The sequence below is a fragment of the Pseudomonas sp. Sample_23 genome, assembly GCF_004307595.1.
GTDB lineage: Bacteria > Pseudomonadota > Gammaproteobacteria > Pseudomonadales > Pseudomonadaceae > Aquipseudomonas > Aquipseudomonas atacamensis.
In genome coordinates, this window is sequence record NZ_RCNX01000016.1 from 15,472 (window position 1) to 35,103 (window position 19,632).

The 19,632-nt window shown below is 59.9% G+C and carries 24 protein-coding genes and 3 tRNA genes; 11 read left to right on the plus strand and 16 right to left on the minus strand.

Translation table 11 applies throughout. The features are described 5' to 3' along the window. Window positions 1-127: 127 nt before the first annotated feature. The 3 genes from D8U82_RS03700 to D8U82_RS03710 form a co-directional block, all read right to left on the minus strand. Window positions 128-212, minus strand: a tRNA-Leu gene (locus D8U82_RS03700). Between the two features lie 57 nt (window positions 213-269). Then, window positions 270-345: transfer RNA gene (locus D8U82_RS03705), tRNA-His, on the minus strand. Window positions 346-377: 32 nt separating this feature from the next. Further along, window positions 378-454, minus strand: a tRNA-Arg gene (locus D8U82_RS03710). A gap of 275 nt (window positions 455-729) precedes the next feature. Between D8U82_RS03710 and folD the strand changes: the two genes are divergently transcribed. Both folD and pbpG read left to right on the plus strand, forming a co-directional pair. After that, the gene (gene folD, locus D8U82_RS03715; RefSeq protein WP_110600737.1) at window positions 730-1,584 is read left to right on the plus strand and encodes a bifunctional methylenetetrahydrofolate dehydrogenase/methenyltetrahydrofolate cyclohydrolase FolD; all 855 of its coding nucleotides are present in this window, start codon (window positions 730-732) and stop codon (window positions 1,582-1,584) included. A gap of 230 nt (window positions 1,585-1,814) precedes the next feature. Beyond that, window positions 1,815-2,753 (plus strand): D-alanyl-D-alanine endopeptidase, encoded by a 939-nt coding sequence (gene pbpG, locus D8U82_RS03720; RefSeq protein WP_016775339.1) that lies wholly within the window; start codon window positions 1,815-1,817, stop codon window positions 2,751-2,753. A gap of 54 nt (window positions 2,754-2,807) precedes the next feature. On the opposite strand, the gene D8U82_RS03725 is transcribed toward pbpG, so the two are convergent. From D8U82_RS03725 to D8U82_RS03735, 3 genes are all read right to left on the minus strand, one after another. Further along, window positions 2,808-3,014, minus strand: coding sequence for a hypothetical protein (locus D8U82_RS03725; RefSeq protein WP_016775340.1), 207 nt, complete (start codon window positions 3,012-3,014; stop codon window positions 2,808-2,810). Between the two features lie 12 nt (window positions 3,015-3,026). Then, entirely contained in the window at window positions 3,027-3,233 is a 207-nt protein-coding gene (locus D8U82_RS03730) for a DUF6021 family protein (RefSeq protein WP_024013462.1), read from the minus strand. 90 nt (window positions 3,234-3,323) lie between these two features. Beyond that, window positions 3,324-3,995, minus strand: coding sequence for a peptidase C39 family protein (locus D8U82_RS03735; protein WP_024013463.1), 672 nt, complete (start codon window positions 3,993-3,995; stop codon window positions 3,324-3,326). Between the two features lie 235 nt (window positions 3,996-4,230). Here D8U82_RS03735 and D8U82_RS28025 point away from each other — a divergent pair, with 235 nt between their 5' ends. Beyond that, a complete protein-coding gene (locus tag D8U82_RS28025) occupies window positions 4,231-4,398 on the plus strand; it encodes a hypothetical protein (RefSeq protein WP_024013464.1) in 168 nt (55 codons plus the stop codon). A gap of 126 nt (window positions 4,399-4,524) precedes the next feature. Here the strand turns inward: D8U82_RS28025 and D8U82_RS03740 are convergent, their stop codons facing one another. Both D8U82_RS03740 and D8U82_RS03745 read right to left on the minus strand, forming a co-directional pair. Beyond that, window positions 4,525-5,274, minus strand: coding sequence for a TerC family protein (locus D8U82_RS03740; RefSeq protein WP_016775343.1), 750 nt, complete (start codon window positions 5,272-5,274; stop codon window positions 4,525-4,527). 29 nt (window positions 5,275-5,303) lie between these two features. Beyond that, the gene (locus D8U82_RS03745) at window positions 5,304-5,546 is read right to left on the minus strand and encodes a hypothetical protein (RefSeq protein ID WP_024013465.1); all 243 of its coding nucleotides are present in this window, start codon (window positions 5,544-5,546) and stop codon (window positions 5,304-5,306) included. A 133-nt stretch (window positions 5,547-5,679) separates the two neighbouring features. On the opposite strand from D8U82_RS03745, the gene nhaR reads away from it, so the two are divergent. Beyond that, window positions 5,680-6,579 carry a transcriptional activator NhaR gene (gene nhaR, locus D8U82_RS03750; protein WP_016775345.1) on the plus strand — a complete coding sequence of 300 codons (900 nt, stop codon included), beginning with the start codon at window positions 5,680-5,682 and terminating at the stop codon, window positions 6,577-6,579. Here the strand turns inward: nhaR and D8U82_RS03755 are convergent. Further along, complete coding sequence (locus tag D8U82_RS03755) at window positions 6,574-7,731, minus strand: MFS transporter (protein WP_024013467.1); 1,158 nt, start codon at window positions 7,729-7,731, stop codon at window positions 6,574-6,576. The two genes, nhaR and D8U82_RS03755, sit on opposite strands and share 6 nt — an antisense overlap. Before the next feature lie 307 nt (window positions 7,732-8,038). Here D8U82_RS03755 and sstT point away from each other — a divergent pair, with 307 nt between their 5' ends. Continuing rightward, window positions 8,039-9,271, plus strand: a complete 1,233-nt coding sequence (gene sstT / locus D8U82_RS03760; RefSeq protein ID WP_110600731.1) for a serine/threonine transporter SstT — start codon at window positions 8,039-8,041, stop codon at window positions 9,269-9,271. Window positions 9,272-9,429: 158 nt separating this feature from the next. Here sstT and D8U82_RS03765 read toward each other — a convergent pair whose 3' ends face one another. Then, window positions 9,430-9,939, minus strand: coding sequence for a DUF1993 domain-containing protein (locus D8U82_RS03765; protein ID WP_041477165.1), 510 nt, complete (start codon window positions 9,937-9,939; stop codon window positions 9,430-9,432). A 125-nt stretch (window positions 9,940-10,064) separates the two neighbouring features. Between D8U82_RS03765 and D8U82_RS03770 the strand changes: the two genes are divergently transcribed. Further along, the gene (locus D8U82_RS03770; protein WP_122508129.1) at window positions 10,065-10,709 is read left to right on the plus strand and encodes a DUF480 domain-containing protein; all 645 of its coding nucleotides are present in this window, start codon (window positions 10,065-10,067) and stop codon (window positions 10,707-10,709) included. Window positions 10,710-10,841: 132 nt separating this feature from the next. Here D8U82_RS03770 and D8U82_RS03775 read toward each other — a convergent pair whose 3' ends face one another. Beyond that, window positions 10,842-11,360 (minus strand): cupin domain-containing protein, encoded by a 519-nt coding sequence (locus tag D8U82_RS03775; RefSeq protein ID WP_130901671.1) that lies wholly within the window; start codon window positions 11,358-11,360, stop codon window positions 10,842-10,844. Between the two features lie 186 nt (window positions 11,361-11,546). Further along, window positions 11,547-12,365 (minus strand): shikimate 5-dehydrogenase, encoded by an 819-nt coding sequence (locus D8U82_RS03780; protein ID WP_071172956.1) that lies wholly within the window; start codon window positions 12,363-12,365, stop codon window positions 11,547-11,549. A 243-nt stretch (window positions 12,366-12,608) separates the two neighbouring features. On the opposite strand from D8U82_RS03780, the gene D8U82_RS03785 reads away from it, so the two are divergent. The 3 genes from D8U82_RS03785 (at window position 12,609) to D8U82_RS03795 (ending at window position 13,700) form a co-directional block, all read left to right on the plus strand. Further along, window positions 12,609-12,989, plus strand: a complete 381-nt coding sequence (locus D8U82_RS03785; RefSeq protein ID WP_024013471.1) for a hypothetical protein — start codon at window positions 12,609-12,611, stop codon at window positions 12,987-12,989. Window positions 12,990-13,219: 230 nt separating this feature from the next. Continuing rightward, entirely contained in the window at window positions 13,220-13,414 is a 195-nt protein-coding gene (locus D8U82_RS03790) for a hypothetical protein (RefSeq protein WP_016770691.1), read from the plus strand. Window positions 13,415-13,517: 103 nt separating this feature from the next. Then, window positions 13,518-13,700: a hypothetical protein gene (locus tag D8U82_RS03795; protein ID WP_016770690.1), complete on the plus strand. Its 183-nt coding sequence runs from the start codon at window positions 13,518-13,520 to the stop codon at window positions 13,698-13,700. Here the strand turns inward: D8U82_RS03795 and D8U82_RS03800 are convergent. Next, the gene (locus D8U82_RS03800; protein ID WP_024013473.1) at window positions 13,697-14,758 is read right to left on the minus strand and encodes an AI-2E family transporter; all 1,062 of its coding nucleotides are present in this window, start codon (window positions 14,756-14,758) and stop codon (window positions 13,697-13,699) included. The genes D8U82_RS03795 and D8U82_RS03800 overlap by 4 nt on opposite strands. 156 nt (window positions 14,759-14,914) lie before the next feature. Between D8U82_RS03800 and yegQ the strand changes: the two genes are divergently transcribed. Then, a complete protein-coding gene (yegQ, locus tag D8U82_RS03805; RefSeq protein ID WP_130901672.1) occupies window positions 14,915-16,243 on the plus strand; it encodes a tRNA 5-hydroxyuridine modification protein YegQ in 1,329 nt (442 codons plus the stop codon). A 141-nt stretch (window positions 16,244-16,384) separates the two neighbouring features. Here the strand turns inward: yegQ and D8U82_RS03810 are convergent, their stop codons facing one another. Then, complete coding sequence (locus D8U82_RS03810) at window positions 16,385-17,329, minus strand: LysR substrate-binding domain-containing protein (protein ID WP_241668039.1); 945 nt, start codon at window positions 17,327-17,329, stop codon at window positions 16,385-16,387. A gap of 101 nt (window positions 17,330-17,430) precedes the next feature. On the opposite strand from D8U82_RS03810, the gene D8U82_RS03815 reads away from it, so the two are divergent. Beyond that, window positions 17,431-18,345, plus strand: a complete 915-nt coding sequence (locus D8U82_RS03815) for a DMT family transporter (protein ID WP_241668040.1) — start codon at window positions 17,431-17,433, stop codon at window positions 18,343-18,345. 120 nt (window positions 18,346-18,465) lie between these two features. On the opposite strand, the gene D8U82_RS03820 is transcribed toward D8U82_RS03815, so the two are convergent. Together D8U82_RS03820 and D8U82_RS03825 are read right to left on the minus strand one after the other, a co-directional pair. Continuing rightward, window positions 18,466-18,699, minus strand: coding sequence for a hypothetical protein (locus D8U82_RS03820; RefSeq protein ID WP_130901674.1), 234 nt, complete (start codon window positions 18,697-18,699; stop codon window positions 18,466-18,468). A gap of 91 nt (window positions 18,700-18,790) precedes the next feature. Beyond that, a complete protein-coding gene (locus D8U82_RS03825) occupies window positions 18,791-19,504 on the minus strand; it encodes a FadR/GntR family transcriptional regulator (protein ID WP_016775357.1) in 714 nt (237 codons plus the stop codon). Window positions 19,505-19,632: the final 128 nt, after the last annotated feature.

The following is a 19,632-nucleotide window of genomic DNA, read 5'->3' on the forward strand; positions in this document are numbered from 1 at the left end:
ACGACAACGGGAGTCACAATCCCGTGCTCTACCAACTGAGCTACGCCCACCATATTGCGTAACAAAAAAGCCAAACAACTTCTTTGTCGAAACTGCATCAGGCCCGAGGCACAGATGAAGCTTTATTTGGTGCGGATGAAGAGACTCGAACTCTTACGCCTCGCGGCGCTGGAACCTAAATCCAGTGTGTCTACCAATTCCACCACATCCGCGGATGAAGCTTTTAAAGCAAAGGCGCCAGACCGTTAAATCTGGCGCCTTTCGAAATATGGGGTGGACGATGGGGATCGAACCCACGACAACGGGAGTCACAATCCCGTGCTCTACCAACTGAGCTACGCCCACCATATCGCGTTACTTGTGCCAAAGCTGCCTAATGGCGCACCCGGCAGGACTCGAACCTGCGACCATCCGCTTAGAAGGCGGATGCTCTATCCAGCTGAGCTACGGGCGCCTTGTTAATCTGTACTCTTAAAGGACTACAAACTAAGTGCTTTCCAGCGTCGCAGAACCTTGATTCCGCTCCACCTTCTTAACCAGTGCTAGGCTGTGCCCGACAAGTGCGACGAATAGTATAGAGGGCTCCAAAGGTCGTCAAATCCTTTTTGAAAAAAATTCATTTAATTAAAGGAGTTAGAGGAATTTGCTGACCAAGCGCCTTTGCCCTCACCGCTCGACATGCGAGAATGCGTTCTCATTTTTTCCCCTCTCGATGGTTAATCACGCGCAATGACTGCACAACTAATCGACGGCAAATCGATCGCCGCCAGCCTGCGCCAGCAGATCGCCCAACGAGTTGCCGAGCGTCGCCAGCAAGGCCTGCGCACCCCCGGCCTCGCGGTGATCCTGGTCGGCAGCGATCCTGCCTCTCAGGTTTATGTCTCGCACAAGCGTAAAGACTGTGAAGAGGTTGGCTTCCTCTCTCAAGCCTACGACCTGCCCTCCGACACCACTCAGGAAGCCCTGACCGATCTGATCGATCGCCTTAATGACGATCCGGCCATCGACGGCGTGCTCCTGCAGTTGCCTCTGCCCGAACACCTCGACGCGTCCAAGCTGCTGGAACGCATTCGCCCGGATAAAGACGTCGACGGTTTCCATCCGTACAACGTCGGCCGCCTGGCCCAGCGCATCCCGCTGCTGCGCCCCTGCACCCCGAAAGGCATCATGACCTTGCTGGAAAGCACTGGCGCTGATCTTTACGGGATGGATGCGGTAGTCGTGGGCGCCTCGAATATCGTCGGTCGCCCGATGGCTATGGAGCTGCTGCTGGCCGGCTGCACCGTCACCGTGACTCACCGCTTCACCAAGGATCTGGCCGGTCACGTCGGCCGTGCTGATCTGGTGGTCGTCGCCGCCGGCAAACCGGGCCTGGTCAAGGGCGAGTGGATCAAGGAAGGCGCGATCGTGATCGACGTCGGCATCAACCGTCAGGAAGACGGCAAACTGGTCGGTGACGTCGTCTACGAAACCGCCCTGCCCCGCGCTGGCTGGATCACTCCGGTACCGGGCGGCGTCGGCCCGATGACCCGCGCCTGCCTGCTGGAAAACACCCTCTACGCGGCAGAAACCCTGCACGTCTGACCGGTTTTTTCCGCCGCATCAGAACCCCGACTCGTGCGGGGTTTTTAATGCCTGAGAAAAAACTTCAACCGTTCGCCGGAAACCGCTCTTTTAACAGGCCTTTTCACGAGATTTTCAGGTCTTACAAACAACCATCGACAGTTCTTCAGCCATACTCCTAAAATGCGCCGGTTTTAAGAAATAACCCGTTACAAACTAACGGTATATCCAACCTTTTAGAGTTCGCCCGCGTGAAAATTCGTCTCTCGATTCTGAGCCTGTTGTTTGCTGTTACAGGCACATTCATCACGCCAACGATCAACGCTGCGGAAACCACCGCTGTCCCACGTGACGCTTCGACTTTGAAGATCGCGTCCGGCAGCGCCCTGCTTATGGATATGCAGACCAATAAAGTCATCTATTCCAGCAACCCTGACGTGATCGTGCCGATCGCTTCCGTCAGCAAGTTGATGACGGGCCTGGTCGTGGTAGAAGCTCGACAGAACATGGACGAATGGATCGATGTCGACATCAGGAACACTCCGGAAATGAAGGGCGTGTTCTCCCGGGTCAAACTCAAGAGTGAGCTGCCGCGCCGCGAGATGCTGCTGATCGCCTTGATGTCCTCGGAAAACCGCGCTGCCGCCAGCCTCGCCCATCACTATCCGGGCGGCTACGCTGCTTTTATCGCGGCAATGAACGCCAAGGCCAAGGCGCTGGGCATGACCAGCACGCACTTTGTCGAGCCGACCGGCTTGTCGGAGCGCAACGTTTCCACCGCCCGCGACCTGAGCAAACTGCTGGTGGCTGCGCACAAGCAACCGCTTCTGGTGCAACTGACCACCACCAAGGAAAAAACCGTGGCGTTCCGCAAGCCCAACTACACCCTGGGCTTCCGCAATACCGACCACTTGGTCAATAAGGCCGATTGGGACATCAAGATCACCAAGACCGGCTTCACCAACCCGGCCGGCCATTGCCTGGTGCTGGTGACGAAGATGGGCAACCGTCCGGTCGCCCTGGTGATTCTCGATGCGTTTGGCAAATACACGCATTTTGCCGATGCCAGCCGCATCCGCAGCTGGGTGGAAACCGGGCGCAGCGCCAGTGTTCCTGCGGTGGCACAGCAATACAAAGCCGACAAGAACCTCAAGAGCCGTCAGAGCGGCGTGGTTGAGGCGGCCAAGTAAATCCAGCGTTCATGAAAAAGCCCCGAATCTTCGGGGCTTTTTTTCGTCTGCGCATCAGTCGTTGGGCAGCGGCATCTTGTCGTCATCGGGGATGCCATCGCCCGAGCTCGGCTCTGGCGAAACCTCCGGCGTCAGCACATTGGGCCGGGCCAGCGGGTCACGCATCGGGCTGTCCGGGTCCAGCACCGGATCAACCTCAGGCTCCGGCGTGGTCGGCACGCTGTCAGGTTTGTGGTCATCGAAGCTTGAATCGGTACTCATACGCACCTCACATCAAGGTTTCAGATCGGCTAACGGATCATAGGGCTTGGCCGGTTTCTTCGGATCTTCACCGGGCTCGACATCCAGCGGCGCTTTAGCCGGACCGACCGGATCGACTTGCGGATCGTCAAGGTCCGGCGAATCCGGATCGAATCCCAGATCATCACCCGAGGAATGTTCGGACGAGTGCGGGCCTTTCGGGTTTGGGGAATCTGCCATGTTGCCTCCTTGATTCACCCGCGAAGCACGGGCATTAATCTTCAGAGGCTGGCCGGGCGCAGTCGTGCCCGGCAGATGACGAACGGAGGTTTATTGCGCTGCCAGAGCCTTTCGCGCCTGCGCCGCAGCGTTTTCTTCACCGGCCTGGGCCAGTTCATCGGCGGCTTTCAGCCAACGGGAGCGGTCGACGGCTGCCGGGATCTGCGACGGTTTCTGAATCAGGATCGCCCAGCCACCGGCCTTTTCGAGCGCTGCTTGAAAGCTGGCGAAATCCATCAACTGCCGACGGTTCATGCCGGCGCGCAGCAGGACCTTCTGTTTATTGCGATCGTAGCCGGACAGGATCGCGTAACGCGGCTCGGCCCAGAATGCCGAACCTTCACTGAAACGCACCATGACCGGGTAGCCCGCTGCGACCTGGGTCAGCAAGGCCGGCAGCTTGCTGTCGAGCGGATAAACCACCAGACCGTACTCGCGGGCGAGGTTCTGCATGTTCTGCTGCAGCTTGTCCTCAGCGCCCGGCAAGTGCAGCGGTTTTTCCAGAAGGCCTGGGGTGATGACGATGCCTTGTTGCGACAGCAGACTGGCGAGTACCTGCGGCCCACTCTGGTTGGCTTCGCCACGATAGAAGGTGCCACTGAGCTCAACCCGCTCCGGCAAGCGCTTGACTTCCGGGGCCACGTTGCCCGCGCATCCGCTCAGCACCACCGCGCAAACGCCGGCAAGCAACGCTCCGCGCACTCGAGAAAATACCTGCACCATCAATCACTCTCTTCCAGACGCCGGTCATCGTGTTCCGGCAACGCCAGCGATCATAGAGCCGCACCCGCCTGCGGTATAGCCTTAAACCGCAGACTCTGCGATTGCATAGAGCAAACTGATTGGTGACTAACGACCTTTGGTCAATAGCTTGAAACACCCCATTGACTAGACTGTCACTGAAATAGAGCGAATTGCGAAAAGCGGGCGCCCGATGCAGGGCGAAGAGGAGGCACCAATGAGCCTGACCATGACCATCGTGATGTTGATAGCCGGCTGGCTGGCCGTGGCGACTGCCATGTTGTGGGGCGTGCTGCGGATTTCGCGACGCCATCATCATCCGGTGCAGACGATGCCGGTTGAGAAGACAGAGAAGCACCCAGTGCGGCACATTGCTGCGCATTGAAGACCAACAAGGTCTTCCCCTCATGCGAGCGCTCAGCAGCACCAAGCTCTCGACAACTCAGCAAAAGGTGAATAAAAAAACCGCCTGAGCTCAACCAGCCCAGGCGGTTTTTTGTGTTCTCAGCAATTACGCCTGCTGAGCAACCTTCTTCTGCTTCGCCCGGCGCGACAGCATGTTCAACACCTCAATGCCCGCCGAGAACGCCATGGCCGCGTACACATAGCCTTTCGGTACGTGGGCGCCGAAGCCTTCGGCGATCAGCGTCATGCCGATCATGATCAGGAAGCCCAGCGCCAGCATGACCACCGTCGGGTTATCGTTGATGAACTTGGCCAGCGGATCAGCCGCGAGCAGCATCACCAGCACCGACACCACCACCGCGATGATCATGATCGGCAAGTGTTCGGTCATGCCGACAGCGGTAATGATGCTGTCGATCGAGAACACCATGTCGAGCATCAGGATCTGACCGATAGCTGCGGCAAAACCCAGGGTTACGGTGGAAGTCGCGGTCTTCGGGTCTTCCGGCGACGGGTCCATGCTGTGATGGATCTCGGTCGTGGCTTTCCACACCAGGAACAGGCCACCGGCGATCAGGATCATATCCTTCCAGGAGAACGCCTGGCCAAGAATTTCAATCACAGGCTCGGTCAACTGCACGATGAACGCAATGGTGCTCAACAACGCCAGACGCAGAATCAGGGCCATGCCGATACCGATACGGCGCGCCTTCTGCCGATGCTGTTCGGGCAGCTTGTTGGTCAGGATCGAAATAAAGATCAGGTTATCGATGCCAAGCACGATTTCCATTACCACCAGTGTGGCCAAAGCAACCCAAGCGGTGGGGCTGGCGGCGAGTTCTAACAGATATTCCATGGGTCAGTCCTGACTCTGTGTAAGACGGTTTAGATGGTCTTGGAGGAAGATTCGGATTCTTCCGCTTGTTTTTCCGGTGTTTCTTTTTTCTCGATCAAACCACCGGTGGCATCACTGAGCGCTTGCTCAGCGGCTTTATGGGTGTCGTCAATCGCTTGCTTGGCAGTTTCAGCCGCCGCGCCCATCAGTTGCTGGGCGCTTTTTTCCGCCTGATCACAACCGGCCAGAACCAGTAAAGACGCAAACATCACTGCGGGAAATGTGTATTTCATAAGGTTTCCTTCGAATGAATAGACAGGCGCACACACCGGCCGTCGATGGCTGGGCATTCTAGGGAGATGAACACTTCAGGAAAATTCGTATTTTTAGCGGCTATACTTCGGTTTTCACGAAGTGGCGACCGATATGCTCAATTACCGACAACTGCATTACTTCTGGGTTGTAGCCAAAACCGGCAGCATCGTCCGCGCCTGCGAGCAGCTGAACCTGACGCCACAGACCATCAGCGGACAGATCTCACTGCTTGAACAAACCTATGGCGTGGAATTGTTTCGCCGGGTTGGCCGCCAGTTGGAGCTCACCGAAGCCGGGCGCCAGGCCCTGCCCTACGCTGAGCAGATGTTTCAGTTGGGCGGCGAGCTGGAGCTGATGCTGCGTGCGCAGCCCAACGAGCAGCAGATCCTCTTTCGCGTCGGCGTGGCCGACGTGGTGCCCAAATCCATTGTTTATCGCCTGATCGCGCCGACCATGGAATTGAGCGAGCCGCTGCGCATCACCTGCCGCGAGGACAAACTCGAGCGCCTGCTCGCCGATCTGGCCATTCAGCGTCTGGATCTGGTTATTTCCGACAGCCCGATGCCTTCGCATCTGGACATCAAAGGCTACAGCCAGAAGCTCGGTGAATGCGGGATCAGTTTTTTCGCCACCGCCGAACTCGCCGCGCAGTATGGCCAGGATTTCCCGCGCAGCCTGCACGGCGCACCGCTGCTGATTCCCGGCGCGGAAACCGTGGTGCGCAGCCGTTTGCAGCGCTGGTTCGCCGAACAGCAGATCCAGCCGCAGATTGTCGGCGAGTTCGATGACAGTGCTTTGATGCAGGCCTTCGGCCAATCCGGCAGCGGGATCTTTATCGGCCCGAGCGTGATTGCCGAGGAAGTGAAGCGCCAGTACGGCGTCGAGTTGATCGGCCAGACCGACGCGGTGAGCGAGTCGTTCTATGCCATTTCGGTGGAGCGCAAGGTCAAGCACCCTGGCATCGTAGCGATTACCGAGGGTGCCCGACGCGAGCTGTTTACCGGGTTATGAAGCGCAGACTTCCCGTGGTTTGAGCGTCATCAGCACCATGGCGAGGAACACCGAAAGCAAAATGAAGCCGGCAGCGGCAAAGCCGAGAAAGCCAAGACCGGCGCTGTCGATCACCCGGCCGCCGACCATCGCGCCCAGGCCGATGCCGAGATTGGCCCCGGCGATGTTCAGCGACGCGGCGAAGGCCGGCGCTTCCGGCGCGGCTTTCATCAGGCGCACATGGCTGACCAGGAACAGCGCCGCCTGAGTCACGCCCCAGATGCCCATCGCCACCGCCAGACCCACTGGCGAATGAATGTTCGGCACCAGCGAAACCATGCCGGCGATCATGAACGCACAGAACAACACCGACGCCCCCAGCGGATGCCGATCCACCGCTCGCCCACCGAGCGAGTTGCCGATCAGCCCGACTGCGCCAAACGCCATCAGGCACCAACCGACCACGGTGCCGTTGAAACCGGCAAGTCGTTCGAGGATGTCAGCAAGGTAGGTGTAAGCGGTGAACATGCCGCTGAACACCAGAATCGACAACAAGATATGGCCGAGCATCAGCGGGCTGCGCAGGATCTTGAACTGCGAACGGAAGCTGACCTGATGCTGGTGCAGACTGGTTTTCGGCAGGTAGACAAACAGCAGCAAGGCTTTGGCAAACGCGATCAACGCCAGTATGCCGAAGGCGCTGCGCCAGCCGAACGCGTCGGAAATCAGCGTGCCGACCGGAATGCCGAACACAGTGGCGCAGACGATGCCGAAGCCGATCTTGGCGATGGCGCGGCCGGCGAAATCCGGGCCGACGATGTCGACGGCGGTTTCACTGGCCAATGCCCAGAACACTGGCAAACCCAACGCCGGAATCAACCGTGCGATGGCCATCACCCAGATATTCGGCGCCAACGCTGCAACGGTATTGGCCAGACCGAACATGATCAGAATGCTGATGAACAGTTTGCGCCGTTCGAAACGGGCGAAATACGCGGTCAGGAACGGGCCGAACAGCGCCACGGTAAAGGCGAACAAGGTCACCAGCAGCCCGGCTTGCGGGATGCTGACTTCGAGGTCTCGGGCAATCGCCGGCAACAGGCCGACAATGACGAATTCCGTGGTCAGCACCGTGAACCCGGCGGCGGACAACAGAAGAATAGGCAACAGCATGCGCAACTCCAGCAAAACGACGACACCAGCGATGACCCGGAGGCCCGCTGGCAGAACTTGAAAATGAGGATGGCGAAGCTTAACAGACTGCGTCCGCACTGAGTTGCCCAAAACTGCCGATCTGCCGGGCCGATCCGGTGGCAGATCGTCACAGGTCTGAAGGTTCACGCCTACGCTGTGATAAAGTCCGCGCCCTGAAAATCGTACAGCTGTTCAACGTGCCGTTTGGCGGCGTTGATGTCACTTCGACAGGCGTTTCGTGACTGCCCACGACGCTTCGCACCCTATAAAAAACAGAGATGCCGCTATGACCGCTTCATCCCCTTCGTTACTGCAACGCCTGAAACGCCTGAGTCTGGTGACCCAGATAGTCATTGGTCTGATCGCCGGCATTGCCCTGGCCCTGATTGCACCGGAGCTGGCGAAGTCCACCGCGTTCATCGGCAAGGTGTTTGTCTCGGCGTTGAAAGCCGTGGCGCCGATTCTGGTGTTCGTGCTGGTGATGGCCTCGATCGCCAACCACAAGCACGGTCAGGAAACCCACATCCGCCCGATCCTGTTCCTCTACCTGCTGGGTACATTCAGCGCTGCGGTGGTGGCCGTGGTCGCCAGCATGGCGTTCCCGTCGAATCTGGTGTTATCGACCGAGAACGTTGCCGTGACTGCGCCCGGCGGCATCGGCGAAGTCCTGCAAAGCCTGTTGCTGAGCGTCGTCGACAACCCGGTCAGCGCGCTGATGAATGCCAACTTCATCGGCATTCTGGCCTGGGCGATCGGCATGGGCATTGCCATCCGCCACGCTGGCGACACCACTCGCGAAGTGCTCGGTGACTTGTCCAACGGCGTCACCGTGATCGTCCGTGTGGTCATTCGCTTCGCGCCGCTGGGCATCTTCGGCCTGGTCGCGTCGACATTGGCCACCTCCGGTTTCGGCGCGCTGCTCGGCTACGCGCACCTGCTGGCGGTGCTGCTGGGCTGCATGCTGTTCGTCGCGCTGGTGATGAACCCGCTGATCGTGTTCTGGAAGCTGCGCCGCAATCCGTACCCGTTGACCCTGATGTGCCTGCGCGAAAGCGGCATCACCGCGTTCTTCACCCGCAGCTCGGCGGCGAACATTCCGGTCAACCTGGAATTGAGCAAGCGCCTGGGCCTGCACGAAGACACCTACTCGGTATCGATCCCGCTCGGCGCGACCATCAACATGGCCGGTGCGGCGATCACCATTACCGTGCTGACCCTGGCGGCGGTGCACACCTTGGGCATCGCTGTGGACATTCCGACCGCAATCCTGCTCAGCGTCGTCGCAGCCATTTGCGCCTGTGGTGCTTCGGGTGTGGCTGGTGGGTCGCTGCTGCTGATTCCGCTGGCGTGCAGCCTGTTCGGCATCCCGAGCGAGATCGCCATGCAGGTCGTGGCGGTGGGCTTCATTATTGGCGTGCTGCAGGATTCGGCGGAGACCGCGCTGAACTCGTCGACTGACGTGCTGTTTACAGCGGCGGCTTGCCTGGGCGAGGAAGAGAAGGCTCAGCGTACGGCGTAACCGCCTTACCTTGTGGGAGCGAGCCTGCTCGCGAAAGGGGCGAGACATTCAGCATTAATAGCGCCTGATACGCCGCATTCGCGAGCAGGCTCGCTCCCACAGAAAAACAAAAGCCCGCCAAGGCGCGAACCTTGGCGGGCTTTTTCGTATCCGGGGGTTTAGAACGCGCCCATGTAATCGCGCTTGCCCACTTCCACGCCGTTATGACGCAGCAACGCATAGGTGGTGGTGACGTGGAAGAAGAACTGCGGCAAGCCATAAGTCAGCAGATACGCCTGACCACTGAAGCGCTTCTCTTTCGGCGTGCCCGGACGGGTGACGATTTCGATGCCTTCCTTGCCATCGATCTGCTCTGGCTTGATCTCGCCAATGAAAGCCAGAACCTTGGTGATCAGCGCTTGCAGTTCGGCAAAGGTGGTTTCAGTGTCGTCGTACTTCGGCAGTTCGACTTCAGCCAGACGCGCCGACACGCCTTTGGCGAAATCCACGGCGATCTGCACCTGACGCACCAGCGGGAACATGTCCGGGTACAGACGCGCTTGCAGGAAGACGCTTTGGTCGATGTTTTTCGCGCTGGCGTGGGCTTCGGCCTTTTTCAGCACATCGCTCAGGGCGTTGAGCATTTGTTGAAAAACCGGGACGGATGCGGCGTACAGTGAAATGGTCATGGCAATCTCATGTGATGGCTGGGTAATACGTGGTGGCGATTATAGCCATGCTTGATGAGCACACGGCTTGCCTTTTGTTTGGCAAGGATTAGGCTAGGCGGCTTCGACTGCAGAGGGAACGCGCGATGAGCAACGAACAAGAATCCACCTCCGACCAGCCACGGCTCAATGCCACGGAAATCCGCATTCTCGGTGCGCTGATCGAAAAACAGGCCACCAGCCCGGAAACCTATCCGCTGACCCTCAACGCGCTGGTGCTGGCCTGCAATCAGAAAACCAGCCGCGAACCGGTGATGAACCTCAATCAAGGCCAGGTCGGCCAGAGCTTGCGGGCGCTGGAGGGGCGTGGTTTTACCCGGCTGGTGATGGGCAGCCGTGCCGACCGCTGGGAGCACAAGGTCGACAAGGCGCTGGAACTGGTGCCGGCACAGGTGATTCTGACGGGTCTGATGTTTCTGCGCGGTCCGCAGACCGTCAACGAACTGCTGACCCGCAGCGGACGCATGCACGAGTTCGAGGACGCCGAGCAGGTGGTTCATCAGCTTGAACGGCTGATCGCACGCGGTCTGGCGGTATTGATTCCGCGTCAGGCCGGGCAGCGCGAGGATCGTTATACCCATGCCTTGGGCGATCCGGCAGATATCGAAGCGATCCTGGCGGCGCGGCAGAATCCTGGGGAGCGCTCGAGCGGTGGCGTTTCCCTGGAGCGTATCGAAGAACTCGAGGCCCGCATCGCGGCGCTGGAAGAACGCCTGGCCCGCCTCGAATAACCACCGCAAAGCCATTGTGGGAGCGAGCCTGCTCGCGAAAGCGTAGTGTCAGTCACCACGATCTCGGATGACCCGCCGCCTTCGCGAGCAGGCTCGCTCCCACAGGGTCTGCGCGATATTCAGCTGCGCGCTCTATTCCCCATCCCAATAATCCACCCCATCCACCTGCCGCGCGACAGCGACAAAGCCCGAGGCATTGCCCTCGGCATCCACCATGAAATTATCCATCACCGCATACTTGTTCGAATCCGGATACTCGCAGATCTCCGGCTGCTGCTGAGTGCTCACCGCCAGATAACGCAGTTCGCCCGCGCTGGTATTGATGATCTGATGTGCCTTCTCGGGTCCGCCCGGTGGGCAGGCGATCACATCACCGGCGCGGATCGGAAAACGCTCGCCTCCCAACCGCACCTCGCCCTCCCCGGCCACCACGTAGAACATTTCCTCGTTGACCCGATGGCTGTGGAATGGACTGCCGCGCATGCCCGCTGGCAGCGCATACAGGCGATAACCGAGTTTCTGCGCACCCAGTTGCTGACCGATCCGCGCGATACGCTGCTGATAACGCCCGGCAGTGTCGCCTTCAGGGGCCAGGGCTTCGGGAAGGGCTTCGAGTTCGACCTCGTTCAGGTTGAGGATGGGCGGATGCATGGGCGGCCTCGGTTAAGGTTTTTGTGGTGGCACGTCTGTGCGTGCTGGCGAGGATTATAGATAGTGATCCAGAACCGCAGCGCCGCCTTCGCGAGCAGGCTCGCTCCCACATTCAATCGCATTCCAGCTCAACCTGTGGGAGCGAGCCTGCTCGCGAAGAGGCCAGCCCAGCCACTAAAAGATCAATCAGCTGCGCGCAAAATCCACCGCCGCCGCAAACTGCGCCTCATTCGGCCGCACCCCGGTGTACAGGACAAATTGCTCCAGCGCCTGAATCGCAATCACCTCAAGCCCGGTGATCACGCGCTTGCCCTCGGCCCGCGCCCGCACGATCAGCGGCGTTTCCGAAGGGATCGCCACCACGTCGAATACAGTCTCAGCCGCTTTGATCACTTCAGGCTCGAACGCCAGTTGCCCCGCCTCCGGCCCGCCGTCCATGCCTACCGGGGTGACATTGATCAGCATCTGCGGGCGCTCGTCACCCAGCTCGGCCTGCCAGCGATAACCCAGCGAATCCGCCAGGGCGCGTCCGGCCCGCTCGTTACGGGCGACAATCAAACCGTTCTGGTAGCCACCATCGCGCAGGGCGCTGGCCACCGCTTTGGCCATGCCGCCGCTGCCACGCAGGGCGAAGGTGGAATCCTTCGGCACCGCGTGGCTTTCCAGCAATTGCGCGACGGCGATGTAATCGGTGTTGTAGGCCTTGAGGTGGCCGCCAGTGTTGACGATGGTGTTGATCGACTGGATCGCCGCCGCCGACGCATCCAGCTCATCGACCAGCGCAATGCAGGCTTCCTTGAACGGCATCGACACGCCGCAGCCACGAATGCCCAGTGCCCGGATGCCACCGACCGCGCCGGTCAGGTCCTGGCTGCTGAACGCCTTGTAGTAGAAATTCAGGCCCAGCTGTTCATACAAATGGTTGTGAAAACGCAGACCGAAATTCCCCGGGCGCCCCGACAGGGACATGCACAGTTGGGTGTCTTTGTTCGGGTTCATCTGCATGAAACTTCTCCTTCAAACGCACTTTCGGATGGACGGGATTGGCCAGCCCACCGGGTTCTGAATCATCATTGGGGCTTGTTTGTAGCGCCGCGCAGCCGGGTAAAGAAGCCGCTACAGACCTTACACAAAATTTACCCAGCGGCTGTGCTGAATTTCGCAATTTTGCTGTCTTAGCTGTATCCCCGCGACAACTGTGGGCCTGACTCAGGCCGCGGCGCCGGGTCGAAGAACCGAGGACTTATCATGATTCGTAAACTTCCCATCATGGCTTTGTTGATTGGCGCACTTGCCGTCACCGGCCAGGCTGAAGCGGGTGGTGGCCATGGCTGGCAAGGCCCTGCAGTGTTTGGCGCGATCGTCGGCTCGGCCATCATCGGCTCGGCACTGATCAATCAGGATCGGCCGGTGTATGTGCAACAACAACCGGTTTATGTGCAGCCGCAACCGGTCTACGTGCAGCAACCGCCGCCACCGGTCTATTACCAGCCGGCGCCGGTGTATGTACAACAACCGGTCTACGTGCAGCCGGCCCCCGTCTATTACGGCCCGCCTCGTGGTTATTACGGTCGGCCCCACGGTTACTATGGCGGCCCACACGGCTACTACGGCGGTCCACGCTGGTAAGCGCAACACAGAGCCCTGCTTTCGAGCGGGGCTTTTTTATGACCGCTGGTCGGCGAAGGTCTGAAAAAATCGCGTCAAGGTCGCTTTGAGGACAGTGCGAGCAGCTAAAGTCGGCATGATGGAATCGACCGTCGTGCTTTTTTTCATCAAACGGTCACCGCTTTGTCATGACGGAACCGCAATCTGAATCCGTCCGTAAACAACAGATCGATAACAACAAGGACGACTGTATGCCCACACAAAACCCGCACCGCATAGTCGGTCTGTGCACCTCGAGCAAGGTGTACAGCGCACTTACCGAGCTCAAGCATCTGGAAGGCCATCGCTGCGCCAAGCTGCTGTCCCTGCTCGCCGAAAACCTCGTGCACAAGGGCCTGCTCAATGAACGAGAAGTCATGCACATGCTCGATCAAGTGGTCGAATGAGGCCAGACCTCACTGGCATCAATGACCACTATCGAAAGCGTTGATTGTCCGTCGTGCCGGCAAATCCCTAAGGTAGCCCCATCAGTTTGATGGAGGTTTTCCCATGGCACAGGTTCAAATCATGTCGGTGATCGGCAGCGCAGTTCCCGCTTCGCTGCGTGCATCCGGTTTGCTCGCTTGCTGGTATCTGGTGCGCGATGGCGAGCCGATCAGCGGCCCGCTCACCTCGTTGCCAGCAGCGCAGGCCTTGTCGCAACAGGTCGCCAGCAACACGTTTCATGCCTAAGGCAGCTGCACCTTGGGCTTGGTCTCGACGAACAGCGCCCAGCTCGACAGGAACAATGCGGCGATCAGCGGCCCGATCACAAAGCCGTTGAGGCCGAAGACCGCGAGGCCGCCGAGGGTGGAAACCAGAATCAGGTAATCGGGCATTTTCGTATCTTTGCCGACCAGAATCGGGCGCAGCACGTTGTCGACCAGGCCGATCACGAATACCCCGAACAAGCCCAGCACCACACCCTGCCAGATCATGCCGCTGAGCAGGAAGTACACCGCCACCGGCGCCCAGACAATCCCCGCGCCCACCGCTGGCAACAGCGACAGAAACGCCATCAGCACCGCCCAGAGCAGCGCGCTGGGAATGTCGAGAAACCAGAAAATCAACCCGCCCAGCGCGCCTTGGGTCACGGCCACCACCACGTTGCCTTTGACCGTGGCGCGCACCACGCGGTTGAACTTCAGTTGCAGGCGGCGCTTGTGGTTTTCTTCCAGCGGCACGGCAGTGCGCATCTTGCGCGCCAGCTCAGGGCCGTCACGCAGAAAGAAAAACAGCAGATACAGCATGATGAAAAAGCTCACCACGAATTCGAATGTGCCCTGGCCGAAGCTGAACGCCTGAGTCGCCAGTGCCTGGCTGCCCTGCATCGCCGCTTTGACGATCTTCTCGCGCAAGCTGTCGAGTTCGCCCATGCCGAAGCGGTCGAGCAAGTGCTGAAAGTACGGCGGCAGGCTGTGCTTGAACTGCGCCAGATACGCAGCGATGTCCAGCTCGCCGCTTTCAATGTTCTTGTAGACCGTCGCGCCTTCCTGCACGAGCAGGATGCTGACGATGATCACCGGCAGAATCGCGATCACCAGGCACAGGCTCAAGGTGCACAGCGACGTCACGTTGCGTTGCAAGCCGAACTTCTGCTGCAACCTGCGCTGTACCGGCGCAAACAGAATGCCGAGGATGACAGCCCAGAACACCGCGCCGTAAAACGGCAGCAGAATCCAGATAAAAGCCACCGTGACCAGCACCAGCAGCACTGTCAGGGATTTGAATTGCAGACTCTTTTCGTTCATATCCGGTCCATGTCAGTCAGGCGTCACGCACGCCCGCCCCACTTAGTCAGCCGCCGAGCGCGCGAGTGCCATGTTTATTCATGGAGCATAGATCCAGATCAATAAACCCTCGCAACAGCTGCCCTACCCTGCGCGGCTTTTGCGACCGACACCCAAATGCAGACTCTCATCGCCCCCGAGCTTCTCGCCCCCGCCGGCACCCTGAAAAACATGCGTTACGCCTTCGCTTATGGCGCCGATGCGGTCTACGCCGGCCAGCCGCGCTACAGCCTGCGGGTGCGCAACAACGAATTCGACCACGCCAACCTGGCGCTGGGCATCCGTGAGGCGCAGGCGCAGGGCAAGCGCTTCTATGTGGTGGTCAACATCGCCCCGCACAACGCCAAGCTGAAGACGTTTCTCAAGGATCTGGCGCCAGTGATCGAGATGGCCCCGGATGCGCTGATCATGTCCGACCCCGGCCTGATCATGCTGGTGCGCCGGCATTTTCCGCTGATGCCGATTCATCTTTCGGTGCAGGCCAACACGGTGAATTGGGCGAGCGTCGAGTTCTGGCAGCAACAGGGACTGAGCCGGATCATTCTGTCGCGCGAATTGTCGCTGGAGGAGATCGGCGAAATCCGCGAGCAGGTGCCGGACATGGAGCTGGAAGTGTTCGTGCATGGCGCGCTGTGCATGGCCTATTCCGGGCGCTGCCTGCTTTCCGGTTACATGAACAAACGCGATGCCAATCAGGGCACCTGCACCAACGCCTGCCGCTGGAAGTACACGGCGCAGGAAGCCACGGAAAACCAGCTCGGTGAGATCGTCCAGACCTTTCAACCCGAGCCGACGCTGGGCCTCGGCGCACCGACCGATCAGGTCTTTCTGGTGCAGGAAGCCAATCGCCCCGACGAATTGATGCCGGCGTTCGAAGACGAACACGGCACCTACATCATGAACGCCAAGGATCTGCGCGCGGTGCAGCATGTCGAGCGGCTGACACGCATGGGCGTGCATTCATTGAAGATCGAAGGCCGGACCAAATCGCATTTCTACTGCGCACGCACCACTCAGGTGTATCGCCGGGCGATCGATGATGCCGTGGCCGGGCGCGCGTTTGATCGCGGCCTGATGCTGGATCTCGAGTCGCTGGCCCAGCGCGGCTACACCGAAGGTTTTCTGCGCCGCCATGTGCACGACGAATATCAGAACTATCAGCACGGCAGTTCGGTGTCGGAGCGACAGCAGTTCGTTGGCGAGCTGACCGGCGAGCGCCGGGATCGCCTGGCCGAGGTGAAAGTGAAGAATCGTTTTGCCGTGGGCGATCATCTGGAACTGATGACGCCCAAGGGCAATTTCCATTTTGATCTGCATGAATTGCAGAGTGTCCGCGGCCAAGCGATCGAAGTGGCGCCGGGGGACGGGCATACGGTGTACGTGCCGATACCGGATGCGGTGGATTTGCGCTTTGGATTGTTGATGCGGGATTTGCCGCGGACCTGAATCCCACCCTAGCCCTCTCCCAGAGGGAGAGGGGACTGATCGGGGGATATTTCAGAGGTACGCTGACCTGAACGGGGACCGCTGAATCCGCAAACTACACAGCTCTGGTTGTGCTCGTGAATCCATAAGCGGCTCGGACTTTCAGGTCGATGTCTGGCGCAAGACACCTCGGTTGGCCCCCTCTCCCTCCGGGAGAGGGCTGGGGTGAGGGCCGCTTTTCCATTGGGCAAACTCCTCCCGCAACATCGCCACAAATGCATCTCGCGCCGGGTGCACACCGGCGTTTTCATGCCAGTAAAACAAATTCTCGATCGCCATCAGTTCAGCGAACTCGTAACCCTCGCAGCCCGCGCCTTTGGCGTACTGCTCGAACACGCCCCGGGGCACCAGCGCCACCCCGGCACCGGCGCTGACGCAGCCGACAATCGCTCCGTAACTGGCCAGACTGACAATCGGCAGCGCCTGCCCTCGGCGCAGCAACCAATGCTCAAGTGCCGCGCGGTATGGGCAACCCGGTGGCCACATGAACAGGGTTTTGTCTTGCAGATCCGCGATGTCGCGCACCGGGCCGACTGAAGTCGAGGCGATCAGTAACAATTCCTCTCGATACATCGGCGTGCGTTTGAGCTGAGCACGTTCGACATCTACCGCCACGATCGCACCATCCAGGCGATGCTTGACGGTGTCGTCGAGCAACTGGCTCCAGGTGCCGGTGGTAAGTTCCAGTGCCACTTGCGGGTAGCGCTTGTGGAATTTCGCCAGCAGGCGCGGCAAGCGCCCGGTCGCCGAAGACTCGATGGCGCCGATGCGCAGCGGTCCGGACGGCTCGGCGGCCGGGTCGAGCGCGCGTTTGGCTTCAACGGTCAGCGCCAGAATCTTTTCCGCATAAATCAGAAAGGTCTGCCCCGCCGGGCTGATGCGTAGTCCGCGCCCCTCGCGCAAGAACAGCGCCACGCCCAACTCGGCCTCCAGCGCTTTGATCCGCGCAGTGATGTTCGACGGCACGCAGAACAGCTTTTCAGCGGCCCGGGCAATGCTGCCGACCTCGGCCACAGTCTTGAACATGCGGATTTGCGCCAGCTCCATAATCATCACTCCGAGTGAACATTCGACGCAGTATAAGTCAGTTGTGGCGAATGATCGGGCGCCCGGATACTCGGCGCATCCACTGCCCTGGTGCCTCGATCATGACTTCCACTTCTACCTGCAAAATCATCCTGGCCATGGCGTTTGTCATCGGCTGCTGGGGCTATTCGCCCACTGGCATTCACATCGGCTTGCAAGGGTATGAGCCCGGACATCTGGCCTTGCTGCGTTTTCTGCTGGCGTCGCTGTTGATGGCGCTGATCGCAATTTTCAAAGGCATTCGCCTGCCGCAGTGGCGCGATGTGCCGTTACTGTTTGCCTTGGGCTTCTTCGCCGTCAGCCTGCATCACGTCGCCTTGAACATCGGCCAGCAAGGCATCAGTGCCGGGGCTTCCAGCGTGCTGGCGCAATCGAGCCCGTTATTCAGCACGCTGCTGGCGTGCTTTGTGTTCAAGGAACGCGTCAGCGCCTGGCGTTGGGGCTGTGTGCTGCTTGGATTTATCGGCGTGGTGATCGTAGTCAGCGGCGACAAGGGCCTGGGCGCTATCAATGCCCATGGCTTGTTGATCTTGTTAGCGGCGCTTTCCTGGAGCCTCTATTTCGCCCTGCAAAAACATCATGCGCGGCGCTACGACGGTTTCAGTCTGGGCTGCTACGCGGTGTGGTCGGGGACGTTGCTGTTGCTGATTTATCTGCCGGGGCTGGCTGACGCCGTGATGCAGGCGCCGCCGCGTGCGCAGTGGGCGGTGCTGATGTTGGGGGTGTTTCCCAGCGCACTGGCGTATCTGGCCTGGGGTTTCGTGCTCAAGCATGTGGACTTGAGTCGGGCGACGATGACCTTGTATCTGATACCGCCGACGGCCATGGGAATTGCGTCGTGGGGATTGGGGGAACGGCCGACGTTGATGGTGCTGATGGGAGCGGTGGTGGTGTTGATCAGTGTGTTGGCGTTGAATCTGGAGCGTCGGGTTGGCGTCGTTCGAGCAGTTGAGAGCAAAGGCTTGAATCTGCAGTGAAGCCGATGCCGTCTTCGCGAGCGGGCTCGCTCCCACAGTGGATCTGTGTCGTACATACATCCATTGTGGGAGCGAGCCTGCTCGCGAAGAGGCCGGCCCACTCAATGAATAATCCAGACCTCAGCGCATATCATCCGACAACGGTGTCGGCTCGTCCGCCGGCGGTACATCGTTGTCATCCGGCGGATCCTTCCAGTCATCCGGGCGGTCGGCATCGCTCAGCGGATCGCGCCCCGGGTCCATGCCCGGCGGTGCATCGTGATCGCTCAGGGTCGGCTCGTCGGTGCCGGATACGGGGCGGCGGGTCTGGTCGGTGGGCGCCATGCCACCGGGAACAAGCGAGTCATCAGCCATGCTGCACCTCACAATACTGGCCCGGATTATCCGGGGCGTATTACTTGGAAGCGCGGGTGCTGAGGGCGTGCGGTAGATCAGACCAGCGGCATCAGCCTTGGGCGATAAAGCGATCACGACTGTTGGTCAGGTGCAGCCACATCGCGGCGCGGGCGGCATCGGCGTCCTGACGCTTGATCGCATTCAAAATCGCCTCGTGTTCCAGATTGGCCAAGTGGCCGAGCTTGCTCAGATCCGCCGCGCCGCGCTCGGCGGCATTCAGGCGATTGCGCGGGATCATCGCACTGCCCAGGTGCTGCATGATCTCGCTGAAACAAGCGTTGCCGGTGGCCTCGGCGATCAGCAGATGAAAACGCCGATCGGCTTCCACGCAACTGTCGTTGTTGGCCAGAAGCCGTTGATAGTCATCCAGCGCCTGACGCATCTGCTGCACCTGCTGCTCACTGCGCCGCTGCGCCGCCAGCGCCGCCGCTTGCGTCTCCAGGCCCATGCGCAATTCGAGAATGCTGCGCACGCCGAGCGCCGTATCGACGTTCAGGCGCAGGCCCTGCTCCGCTGCACGCTCGATCACGAAGGTACCAATGCCATGGCGCGTCTCGACCAGCCCCGAGGCCTGCAACTTGGAAATCGCCTCGCGCACCACCGTGCGGCTGACCCCGTGCTCCTGAACGATGGAGTTCTCCGACGGTAGCTTGTCACCGGGCGACAGTTGTCCGAGCAGGATGCTCTGGGTGAGCTTTTCCACCAGGTCATGAGCGAGGTTGTGCGTGCGTTTGCGCGCGGGCGCGTCGAGGTCTTCTTGCATGATCGGTTCCGGTGATCGGGGCTTGCCGATCGTAGCACTGCGGGATGACGGTTGAGATGGATTTTAGCGGTCGACGAGCCATCAACTTGTATGACAACACTCAATCACATCGAATATTTTCGATAGCC